Here is a 12,018-nt window from a genome sequence, read left to right as displayed (position 1 = left end):
CTATGCGTCCCCTCAAATGGTTTTCGCCTATCGAATTTCTTAATAATAGTGTCCAATATGATTGACAAACCTACAAAAACATCGTTTGCACCATAAAAGCGCAGTGATGAAAAATTAATAATTAAAAGTAGACATAAGTGTGTTTGTGTGGTATAATAAAGTGTCAAAGTATAATTATCAGATATAGGAGAGTTAAAATGATAACAGTATCAAACGTAAGCCTTTCATTCGGTGGTCAGCTTCTTTTCAAGGACGTTGACCTTAAATTTACAAACGGCAACTGCTATGGCATAATCGGTGCAAACGGTGCAGGAAAGTCAACATTTCTGAAGATCCTCTGCGGTGAGATAGAGCCTACCACAGGCGAGGTAGTTATCTCAAAAGAGGACAGACTTTCAGTGCTTCGTCAGGATCACTTTGCATTCGACGAGTATACAGTTCTCGAAACTGTAATAATGGGCAATAAGCGACTTTATGAGATAATGAAAGAAAAGGACGAGCTTTACGCCAAGGAGGACTTCACCGAGGAGGACGGCGACAGAGCAGGTCAGCTTGAAAGCGAGTTCGCAGAATTAAACGGCTGGGAAGCTGAGTCTGACGCTTCAAAGCTCATTCAGGGTCTTGGTCTTTCCGAGGATATCCTCTATTCACAGATGTCCACCCTCTCAGGTAACGAAAAAGTCAAGGTGCTTCTTGCACAGGCACTTTTCGGCAATCCTGATATCATCATGCTGGACGAGCCTACAAACCACCTTGATATCGACGCTATAAGCTGGCTTGAGGACTTCCTTGCCGACTATTTCGGAACTGTCCTCGTTGTATCTCATGACAGACACTTCCTTAATAATGTTTGTACCCATATCGTGGATATCGACTATACAAAGATAAAAATGTATGTTGGTAACTACGAGTTCTGGTATGAGTCCTCACAGCTCATGCAGAGAATGATAAAGAACCAGAACAAGAAAGCCGAGGAGAAGATCAAGGAACTTCAGGAATTCATTAACCGCTTCTCAGCAAACAAATCAAAGTCCAAGCAGGCAACAGCAAGAAGAAAGCTCCTTGATAAGCTCACAGTCGAGGAAATGCCTGCCTCATCAAGAAAATATCCTTTCATAGGCTTTAATATGGATAGAGAGCTTGGCAAAGACGTACTCAAAGTCAACGGCATATCCAAAACAGTTGACGGCGTAAAGCTCCTCAATAATGTTTCCTTTACCCTCAGCCGTACCGATAAGGTCGCTTTCATCGGCGAGTCTGAGCAGGCTATCACAATGCTTTTCAAGATACTTGCAGAGGAAGAAGAGCCGGACGAGGGCAGCATTAAGTGGGGCGTTTCCACATCACGTTCATATTTCCCAATAGATAACTCAGCCTACTTCAACGATAATGACGAAAGCATCGTCGATTGGATAAGAAAATATTCCACTTCCGAGGTAACAGACACCTACCTCAGAGGTTTCCTTGGCAAAATGCTCTTCTCAGGGGACGAGATATATAAGCCTGTAAAAGTTCTCTCAGGCGGTGAAAAGGTAAGATGTATGTTCAGCCGTATGATGCTCTTCGGCTCAAACGTTATCATGCTTGACAGACCTACCAACCACCTCGACCTTGAGTCTATCACAGCCGTAAATAACGGACTTAGAGATTTCAAAGGCGTTGTGATTTTCGCATCTCATGACCACGAAATAGTTCAGACAGTTGCAAACAGAATAATCGAGATAACCCCCGACGGCTGTATCGACAGACAGGGAACATATGAGGAGTTCCTTGATTGGCGACGTGAGCGTGGCATGAAGTCATTTATAGAGTAATTTTATTATGGAGAAGTATCCAAAATGGCAAAAATGAAAAACGTGACCGTAAGAGGTTACAATATTGATGACGTTCCTGCAATGGCAGAGATATGGAACGAAGTTGTAAAAGAGGGCAATGCCTTCCCACAGAAAGAGACCCTCGACTATGAGGGGGCAAAAAAATTCTTTGCTTCACAAACATTCTGCGGTGTTGCAGAGTATGAGGGCGAAACTGTAGGAATGTATATCCTCCACCCTAATAACGTTGGCAGATGCGGACATATCGCAAACGCAAGCTATGCCGTAAAAAGCACCTGCCGTGGAAAAGGAGCAGGCAAGGTCATAGTCGAGCATTGTCTTTTCATAGCAAAGCAGAAAGGCTTTAAGGTGCTCCAGTTCAATGCCGTTGTTGCGTCAAATGTCAAGGCAATAAAGCTTTACGAGGCATTGGGCTTTGTCCGCCTCGGCACTGTACCGAAGGGCTTTGAAAACAAAGAGGGCGTCTTTGAGGATATCATTCTGTTCTACCACACTCTTTGATTAGTTAGGAGTGAGGAATTAAGGTATCGCCTGCGGCGATGATATTTTTTGAATTCTTATAGATATTGAAAGGAGAAAGAAGTATGTTAAAAGTAGCAAATATATTTTCAAACGATATGGTTCTCCAGCGTGGTAAGAACATAACAGTCTGGGGACTTGGAGACGAGGAAAGAACTGTCACAGTTACTCTTAACGGCGTGTCAGTCCAGACGCAGGTCTGCGACGGCAGGTGGACAGCAGTCCTCCCTCCAATGAGTGCAGGCGGAGAGTACGAAATGACAGTTTCAGACGGCTGTACAGAGAAAAAATTCTGCCGTATCATGATAGGCGAAGTGTGGTTCTGCGGCGGTCAGTCAAATATGGAGCTTGAACTCCAAAACGCAAAGGGCGGCAAAGAAGTCCTCGAAAACCTCACCCCTGATTGCAACGTAAGATTTTATTACACTCAAAAGCGTGGCACACTTGACGAAATGTTCTATGAGGACGAAAACAATACCGCATGGTCGCAGGCTTCAAAGGATAATTCAAGGGCATGGAGTGCAGTCGGCTTCTTCTTTGGAAGAAAGCTTGCCAAAGACCTTGGCGTAACAGTAGGACTTATCGGCTGTAACTGGGGCGGCACATCAGCCTCCGCATGGGTAGACAGACCGACCCTTGAAAACAACGCTGAAATAAGAAGCTACATAGACGAGTATGAAAAACGTATTGAGGGCAAAACTGTCGAGGAGCAGATAAAAGAATACAGAGATTATCAGAAATTTGAGCGTGTGTGGGATAAAAAATACGGCGAGCTTCTGCAAAAAGACCCAACAATGAGCTGGGAGAAAGCCAACGAGATCCTTGGCGATAAGAATTGGCCGGGCCCGATAAACTGCGTAAACCCATTCCGTCCAACAGGACTTTTTGAGACCATGGTGTCAAGAGTTTGTCCTTATACAATAAAAGGCTTCCTCTATTATCAGGGCGAGTCTGACGACCATAAGCCTGACAGCTATTATACCCTCCTCACATCTCTTATCAGGCTTTGGAGAGAGAAGTGGGGCGACGACGAGCTTCCGTTCATAATCGTCCAGCTCCCAATGTTCAAATATGCCGCCGACCCTGATTATAAGCATTGGTGTAAAATAAGAGAAGCACAGATGAGAGCATATAAGACAGTGAAAAATACAGGAATAGCTGTTATCTCAGATTGCGGTGAGTTCAACGAGATCCACCCAAAGAATAAAGTACCCGTTGGCGAAAGACTTTGTTTGCAGGCAGAAAAGCTTTTCTACGGCATGGACGTAAAAGCATTCGGACCTATCTATAAGTCGCTGGAGTATAAAAACGGCGGTATAGAGCTTAGCTTTGACCATGCCGAAAACGGCTTTGTAGTAAAGGGCGAAGCACAGGGCTTTGAGATAGCAGGCAAGGACGAAGAGTTCGTAAAAGCCGATATCACCATAAACGGCAGCAAAATTTTCATCAAGTCAGACGCCGTTGAAAAACCTCTGTATGCAAGATATAACTGGTTCAACTATTGCGAGGTAACTATCTTCAACGAAACAGGCATACCACTTGCTCCATTCAGAACAGAAAAATAATACAAGAACGTCCCCTGAATGGGGGCGTTTTTTGTTTTGCAGAAATCTGACACCCCGCTTTTTTTGCACTTCAACGTTTTTGATTTTTTTTACGAATTTTTTTGTAATTCGTAAAAATATGGGTAGGGGCGAACAATGTTCGCCCGTTTCGTTCACCGCAAACCACCTGCCTTGACCGTCGCCCCATAAAACGCATTCCCAACGTTAATAAAATATTTATAATTAAAACTCTTGGCAAAATCTCCGCTGTGTGGTATAATAGAAGATATATAAATGAATTTGGAAAGGCTGGTCTTATTAATGAGAGCTGTTGTTACGGTTATAGGTAAGGACGCTGTAGGTATCCTTGCAAAGGTAAGCACAAAGTGTGCAGAATATAATGCGAATGTTATCGAGGTCACTCAGTCAGTTTTGCAGGACCTCTTTGCTATGATAATGCTTGTTGACATCACAAAGCTTAACTCCGATTTTGCTACCATGGCAGACGGACTTACAGAGCTTGGTCAGACAATGGGTGTAAAGATCCATACGATGCATGAGGATATTTTTAACTGTATGCACCATATCTAAAGAGGAGATTTCTGTAAAATGATTAATACATATGACGTGTTGGAAACAATACGAATGATACAGGACGATTGTCTTGATATTCGTACTATCACAATGGGCATTTCTCTGCTTGATTGTATCGACAGCGATATAAACGTTGCCTGCGAGAATGTCTATAAGAAGATAACCGCAAAAGCCGCAAGGCTTGTTGAGGTGGGCGAACAGATAGAAAAGGAGCTTGGAATCCCTATCATAAATAAGAGAATTTCCGTTACCCCTATCGCTATCGTGTCTGCTGCCTGCAAGTGTTCACCTGTCCCATTTGCACACGCTATGGACAGAGCCGCAAAGGACGTTGGCGTAAACCTTATCGGTGGATATACAGCCCTCGTTCCAAAGGGCTTCTCCGCAGGCGATATCGAGCTTATCAAGTCTATACCAGAGGCACTTGCTACTACAGAGAGAGTATGTTCCTCTGTAAATATCGGTTCAACAAAAACAGGTATCAATCTGGACGCCTGCAAAATGATGGGTGGCGTTGTAAGAGAGTGTGCAGAAAGAACAGTTGACTCTGCCTGCTTTGGCGCAGCAAAACTCGTTGTTTTCTGTAACGCAGTTGAGGATAACCCGTTCATGGCAGGTGCTTTCCACGGCGTTGGCGAGCCTGATTGCATGATAAACGTGGGCGTATCAGGTCCTGGCGTTGTAAGAGCCGCTTTGAGAAAATATCCTGACGCTGATATCACAAAGATATCCGACGTTATCAAGGAGATTTCATATAAGATAACAAGAGTAGGTCAGCTCGTTGGAACTATCGCTTCCAAGCGTCTTGGCGTTCCATTCGGTATCGTTGACCTTTCACTCGCACCAACTCCGGCCGTAGGCGACTCTGTTGCCCATATCCTCGAGGAAATAGGACTTGAAAAGTGCGGTACACATGGCACAACAGCAGCCCTCGCCCTGCTCAATGACGCAGTTAAAAAGGGCGGCGTAATGGCTTGCTCAAGAATAGGCGGACTTTCAGGCGCATTTATCCCTGTTTCTGAGGACGCAGGCATGATCGATGCCGCAAAGAGCGGTGCGCTCTGCATTGAAAAACTTGAAGCTATGACTGCTGTATGCTCAGTTGGTCTTGATATGATATGTATTCCGGGCGATACCCCAGCCGATACTATTTCAGCTATCATCGCAGACGAAGCTGCTATCGGTATGGTAAACAACAAGACCACCGCCGTAAGAGTTATCCCTGCTATTGGCAAGGGCGTTGGCGAAGAACTTGATTGGGGCGGACTTTTTGGCTGCGGACCTGTTATGCCGCTCAAAAAAGAGTCACCTTCCAAGTTCATCAATCGTGGCGGACAAATCCCTGCACCACTCCATTCTCTCAAAAACTAAATTTTCACGGCGGCAGAGCAATTCTGCCGCTGTTTTTGGTAAGGAGGAAAACAGATTGAAACGCTGTATGTTTGCAGACTTCACCTTTAAAATACCCTTTGAGGAGCGTATAAGACTTATAAAAGAGAACGGCTTTGACGGTGTAATGCTTGGCTTTTCTGACGGACTAAAATACACACAGTATGATATTGTACGAAATTTTGGACTGGAAATAGAAAACGTCCATTCACAGTTCGATCGCATGAACGCCCTTTGGACAATATGCCCAGAGAGCGAATATATCCTCCAACGAACACTTGAATGTGTCAGAGTGTGCGGTGAAAACGGCATAAAAACCATGATATGCCACCCCACTGACGGGCTTGTTCCGCCCGAGGTATCTCGTTTCGGCATAGAGAATTTCGCCAAGATAATACAGTGCGGAGAAGAAAACGGCGTCGATATCGCCTTTGAGAATATCCAGCTCCCGCAGTTTCTTGACGTGCTATTTGACCAGTTTGGAAACCATGATAACGTGAAATTTTGCTATGACACAGGTCATGAGAATTGCTTCTCAAAGAATACCGATTGCCTGACGAAGTTTGGAAACAAGCTTGCCTGCCTGCATATCCACGATAACGACGGCAACACCGACGGACACATGATACCGTTTGACGGCAACCTGAACTTTGAGAATTTTCTCAGAAAGCTCAAAAACCTCGACCACCAGCTACCATTGTCATTAGAGCTTTATATGTCAAAGTCCACCATGTACCGAAATGCTGCACCTGACAGCTTTGTAAGACGTGCGGCAGAAGCGGCAAAACAGCTTGAAAAGCTTTACAATTCTATATAAGTACAAATTTCTGTACAGATAGGAGAACCTATGAAAACTCTTATAGATATGCACACCCACACAGGCTTTTCCCCAGATGGTGAGGGAACTGTAGAACAGTCTTTAGCAAAAGCCAAAGAGCTTGGCTTGGCGGCATTTGCCATAACTGACCATTGCGATTGCAATTTTCGCTACAAAGCCGACCATTACGGTGACCCTGAAGCCCTGAAAGACGGCATGATGTACGGCTCGGGGGAGTATGCCCCCGCAAGCATAGTCGCCCAGTATGAAGCTTCCCAGCATCTGGAGGGTTTAAATTTTCTCTGCGGAATAGAGCTTGGTCAGCCTTTGCAGGATATAGAATTTGCCGAAGAGATAGCCTCCGACAAACGCCTTGATTTTATCATCGGATCACATCATCAGAATAAATGCAAGGACGATTTCTATTGGATAGAGTACAAAAATATGGACTTGTCGCAAACCTATGCTCTTCTTGACGACTATTTCAAAGAAATGCTTGAAATGTGCAAATGGGGCAAGTTAGACGTTTTAGGACACCTAACCTATCCTCTGCGATATATCCAAGGAGATTGCGGTATACAAATAGATCTTTCTACATATGAAGATATTATCAGAGAAATTTTTTGTACACTTATCCAAAAAGGCAAGGGCATAGAGATAAACGTGTCGGGATTAAGGCAGAAGTACGGCAAGCCACTCCCGGACCTTGGCTATGTGAAGCTCTACAAAGCCCTCGGCGGCGAGATATTGACCATAGGCTCAGACGCCCACTGCACCGCAGATATCGGCAGAGATATTTCCGCAGGCGTAGAAATGGCGCAGGCGGCAGGCTTTAAGTATCTGACCTATTTCAAAAAGCACGAGCCGAAGTTTATCAAGATAGAAATATGATATCATATCAAAGCGCCGCAATTCTTGCTTTGCAGGGATAGGGCGTTTTGTTTTGCCGGTAACATTTAGCCTACCGATACATATAATTATATATAACTCTATCAGGCATAGTCCCACAGGAGGTATCCATATGAAAAAAACAGTTTTCCTCTGCGTCGGCGGTGACGCAAGACAAACATATACAGCTCAGACTCTCACTAAAATCGGCAGGGTCTATACTTACGGCATGGACGATAAAGGCGAGGACACTATCCCCCTCGCTCATCTCGATCAGCTCACCGAAAAGGCGGACGTTCTCGTACTTCCTCTCATGAAAGCTGACGGGCTGGATATCTCTTCTAGCCGTAATGTAAAGGTATCATGCAGTGACGTTTCAACGCATTTAAAGAAAAATGCACTCGTGGCAGGCGGTCTGCTCCGTCGTGATCAAATAGAATATTTCTCCTCTCTCGGCTTCGATGTTAAGGATTACTATAAGCGAGAGGAGCTTGTTATAAGAAATTGTATCCCCACGGCGGAGGGCGCTTTGCAAATAGCCATGCAGGAGCTTGCTGTCACCGTGAACGGTTCCACCGTCCTAGTTATTGGCTATGGCAGAGTAGCGAAAGCCTGCGCTAAGCTTTTTCGGGCTGTCGGCGCAGATGTGACTATATCCGCAAGAAAGCTTTCTGCGCTTGCAGAAGCCGAGGGCGCAGGCTATAAGGCGGAGCTTATCACAGCTCTTGCGGACAATATTTCGGGGTATACTATAATAATAAACACTGTCCCTGCCATGATACTTGATGAAAAGCTTTTGGGCGTAATGGATAAAAACTCTCTTATCATAGACCTTGCCTCCCGACCTGGCGGAGTAGATCATGAAACTGCCGCAAAGCTGAACAGGCGTGTGGTATGGGCATTGGGACTTCCAGCCAAAGCCGCACCTATGACTGCAGGAGAGATAATCGCCCGAACAGTCACGGACATTTTGAATGAAAGGGGAACAAAGAATGTCACTTGACGGCATACGAATAGGCTTTTGCATGACCGGCTCCTTCTGCACCTTTGAAAAGGCATTTGCCGCCGCAGAACGGCTTGTTCAGCAGGGCGCAAAGCTTGTGCCAATAATGTCTTTCAACGCCGCATCTATATCTACACGTTTTGGCACAGCGGAAGAAAACATCAAACGCCTTGAAACCATAGCAGGCCGCAAGGTCATACGCACCATAGAAGAAGCCGAGCCGATCGGACCGAAAAAGATGTGTGATATCATGGTAGTAGCACCCTGCACCTCAAACACGGCAGCAAAGCTTGCTCTTGGCTTGACGGACACTCCAGCCACCATGGCGGTAAAAAGTCACCTGAGAAATGCTCGTCCCGTGGTCATCGCCATATCGACAAATGACGCACTGGCAGGGTGTGCTAAAAACATAGGTTATCTGCAAAATCTGAGAAACTACTATTTCGTACCATATGCGCAGGACAACTGCGAAAAGAAGCCAAACTCCATAGTGGCTGAGTTTGAACTCATACCCGAAACTATTCAGTCGGCTCTTGAAGGGATACAGCTTCAGCCTGTCATAAGGGTAAAATAACGCAAAGCTCTCCGATACGCTCGGAGGGCTTTTTTTGCATTCACACATCTCTGATAACCGCACCCCTACAGATATTCGGGCAAGTCCTGCCGCCGCAAAATCGCTTCGCTCTTTGCGGATATACGTTGCTCTATGGGATAGAAAAGCGGTGCAGATTTAATTCTCCGATATCACTTTTATTAGATATCTAACTTCTGTATGCTTTTTTACTTTGTTCTGCACCGCTTGGTCGGCTGTCGCCGATTGAGGCTTTGCCTCAAACTCCACAAGGGACTCTGTCCCTTGACCCTGCAAGCCCTCCAGCGCCGGGCTTGACCGTGCGCGTTATCTCTCGCTTCGCTCGGTGCTTGGGGGCAGCTTTGCTCCTTCCTCATTCCTAATTCCTCACTCCTCACTTCTTCCCCCCCTTGTGCAATCTGCTTTATAACAAGTCTAAACTTTGTTCACATTCACGAAAGAAAATTTTCTTTCCACTCTTGCTATTTATGTGAAAATAGTATATAATTATCTTATGCGGTTGATATATTTTGTGTAAATGATACATATAATTATACTGCATATCACATTAAGCCGTCCAACGGCATAGATTGGAGCGATCAACTTGAAAAAATACGACAGCACAAAAATAAAAAATATTGCTATTGCAGGTCAGGCAGGTTCTGGAAAGACCTCTCTGACTGAGGCATTGCTATATAAAAGCGGAGCTACTGACAGGCTCGGCAAGATAACTGACGGAAACACTGTTTCTGATTATACCCCTGATGAGATAAAGAGAAAATGTTCTGTTTACACATCTCTTTCTTCTTTGGAAACTGGCGAGTTCAAGGTAAATCTTCTTGATACTCCCGGTATGTTCGATTATGAGGGCGAAGCTGTTGAGGGCATTGCCGCAAGCGGTTGCGTACTCATCACTGTATCAGGTAAATCGGGCGTTCGTGTAGGTACTCACAAGGCTTATGACCTTGCAAAGAAAATGGGCAAGCCTACAATGTTCGTTGTAACAAAACTTGATGACGATAACGCAAACTTCAATAACGTTCTTACTCAGCTCAAAGCAGAGTTCGGACCTACAGTTTGCCCTGTTGTTGTGCCTGTTATCGCAGACAGAAAGATAGTTTCTTATGTAAATCTCATTGAGATGAAAGCATATAAGTATGAAGACGGCAAGGCAGTTGAAACCGATATGCCTACAGCTGATGTATCAGAGAAAATGGGTTATCGTATCGATGGACTTATTGAAGCCGTGTCCGAAGCCGTTGCAGAAACTGACGAGGCGCTTTTTGAAAAGTTCTTCTCAGGCGAAGCATTCACACAGAAAGAGCTTACCGACGGAATACATAGCGGCATGAACTCAGGCATTATAACTCCTGTTACCTGCGTTTCTTCCACAGACCTCTCAGGTGTTGATATGCTCCTTAAGGAGATAGACCTGCTGCTCCCTCCTCCGTCAGAAAAGGACGCTATGATAGGCGAAACAGCAGACGGCGAAGCTGTTGAGGTCGCTTGCGTTGAAAGCGACCCTATGAGCGCATTTGTATTCAAGACAGTTGCTGACCCATTTGTTGGCAAGATGTCATACATGAAGGTATTTTCAGGAAAGCTTACACCTAACAAGGAGGTTGTGAACGCTACCACAGGAAGCACCGAAAAGGTCGGAAAGCTTGTTACGCTTCAGGGCAAAAAGCAGATAGACGTTGCCGAAGCAGGCTGTGGAGATATCGTTGTTGCAATGAAGATGAACGTGAACACCAACGATACTATCTGTGACTCCGCAAGAGTTGTTAAGTTTGCACCTATGACCTTCCCTAAGCCATGCTACAAAATGGCAGTAAGAGCTAAAAAGCAGGGCGATGAAAGCAAGATATCCGCCGCAATGACAAGACTTATGGAAGAAGATCTTACTATAGATTACAAGCTCGACCCGTCAACAAACGAAATGATACTCAGCACCTTGGGCGGACTTCACCTTGATTCAGTTGTGGGCAGACTTGCAGGAACATTCGGCGTTGAAGTAGAAACTTCTGTGCCTAAGATCTCCTATCGTGAAACTATCAGAAAGAAAGTCAAGGTGCAGGGCAGACATAAGAAGCAGTCAGGCGGTCACGGTCAGTATGGTGACGTTTGGATAGAATTTGAGCCATGCGTATCTGACGACCTTGTATTTGAAGAAAAGGTGTTTGGCGGAGCAGTTCCAAAGAACTTCTTCCCAGCCGTAGAAAAGGGCTTGCAGGAAAGCGTAAAGAAAGGCGTTCTCGCAGGTTTCCCTGTAGTAGGTCTGAAAGCTATCCTTGTGGACGGCTCATATCACCCTGTTGACAGCTCAGAAATGGCATTCAAAATGGCAGCATCTATCGCATACAAAGAGGGTATGCGTCAGGCGGAGCCTGTTCTCCTCGAACCGATCGGCTCCTTGAGCGTTTTCGTACCTGACGATAACACTGGTGACATGATGGGCGAGCTTAATAAGAGAAGAGGCAGAGTTCTTGGCATGAATCCTGCGGAAAAGAAGGGTATGACCGAGATAGTTGCCGAAGTTCCAATGGCTGAAATGGCAGACTTCACACTGCTTCTGAGACAAATGACACAGGGTCAGGGCGTGTTCACCTTTGAAAAAGCACGTTACGAGCCACTTCCTGCAAATCTTGTTGCAGACGTTATCGCAAAAAACGCAGTGGCAGATTGATTTTTTTGGAATAGAATTTTTAAGGGATAATTATAGAATTGTGATAAGGACAGTACGGGAATGTTTCGGGCGTTCCCGTACTTTTTTGCACAAAAAAACAGACGGCATAAAAACCGTCTGCAATTATCATATGTATTTGAATACACCATAGTAGTGGCGAACAGTTCGCCCG

Annotated in this window: 10 protein-coding genes; all 10 read left to right on the top strand. The window is 45.2% G+C overall.

Going from position 1 to position 12,018, the window contains the following annotated elements:
• The first annotated feature begins 197 nt into the window (after positions 1-197).
• The gene (locus AB5123_RS10035; protein ID WP_046441376.1) at positions 198-1,814 is read left to right on the top strand and encodes an ABC-F family ATP-binding cassette domain-containing protein; all 1,617 of its coding nucleotides are present in this window, start codon (positions 198-200) and stop codon (positions 1,812-1,814) included.
• A gap of 33 nt (positions 1,815-1,847) precedes the next feature.
• On the top strand, positions 1,848-2,336 hold the full coding sequence (locus tag AB5123_RS10030) for a GNAT family N-acetyltransferase (protein ID WP_337777616.1): 489 nt from the start codon (positions 1,848-1,850) through the stop codon (positions 2,334-2,336).
• Between the two features lie 83 nt (positions 2,337-2,419).
• Positions 2,420-3,919 carry a sialate O-acetylesterase gene (locus tag AB5123_RS10025; RefSeq protein ID WP_267300604.1) on the top strand — a complete coding sequence of 500 codons (1,500 nt, stop codon included), beginning with the start codon at positions 2,420-2,422 and terminating at the stop codon, positions 3,917-3,919.
• A gap of 300 nt (positions 3,920-4,219) precedes the next feature.
• On the top strand, positions 4,220-4,489 hold the full coding sequence (locus tag AB5123_RS10020) for an ACT domain-containing protein (protein ID WP_022286601.1): 270 nt from the start codon (positions 4,220-4,222) through the stop codon (positions 4,487-4,489).
• Between the two features lie 18 nt (positions 4,490-4,507).
• The gene (locus AB5123_RS10015) at positions 4,508-5,863 is read left to right on the top strand and encodes a PFL family protein (protein ID WP_022286600.1); all 1,356 of its coding nucleotides are present in this window, start codon (positions 4,508-4,510) and stop codon (positions 5,861-5,863) included.
• Positions 5,864-5,918: 55 nt separating this feature from the next.
• A complete protein-coding gene (locus AB5123_RS10010; protein WP_337777601.1) occupies positions 5,919-6,698 on the top strand; it encodes a sugar phosphate isomerase/epimerase in 780 nt (259 codons plus the stop codon).
• 30 nt (positions 6,699-6,728) lie between these two features.
• Positions 6,729-7,589, top strand: coding sequence for a histidinol-phosphatase HisJ family protein (locus AB5123_RS10005; protein ID WP_337777602.1), 861 nt, complete (start codon positions 6,729-6,731; stop codon positions 7,587-7,589).
• 130 nt (positions 7,590-7,719) lie between these two features.
• The gene (locus AB5123_RS10000) at positions 7,720-8,589 is read left to right on the top strand and encodes a dipicolinate synthase subunit DpsA (protein ID WP_118159193.1); all 870 of its coding nucleotides are present in this window, start codon (positions 7,720-7,722) and stop codon (positions 8,587-8,589) included.
• On the top strand, positions 8,561-9,163 hold the full coding sequence (locus tag AB5123_RS09995; protein ID WP_329987888.1) for a dipicolinate synthase subunit B: 603 nt from the start codon (positions 8,561-8,563) through the stop codon (positions 9,161-9,163). Before AB5123_RS10000 ends, AB5123_RS09995 begins: the two co-directional genes overlap by 29 nt.
• 601 nt (positions 9,164-9,764) lie before the next feature.
• Positions 9,765-11,846, top strand: a complete 2,082-nt coding sequence (locus tag AB5123_RS09990) for an elongation factor G (RefSeq protein ID WP_256320762.1) — start codon at positions 9,765-9,767, stop codon at positions 11,844-11,846.
• Positions 11,847-12,018: the final 172 nt, after the last annotated feature.

The sequence above is a fragment of the Ruminococcus sp. RTP21204st1_B2_RTP21204_210225 genome (assembly GCF_040914135.1).
GTDB lineage: Bacteria > Bacillota > Clostridia > Oscillospirales > Ruminococcaceae > Hominimerdicola > Hominimerdicola aceti.
This window is presented reverse-complemented; position numbering and strand designations above follow the sequence as displayed.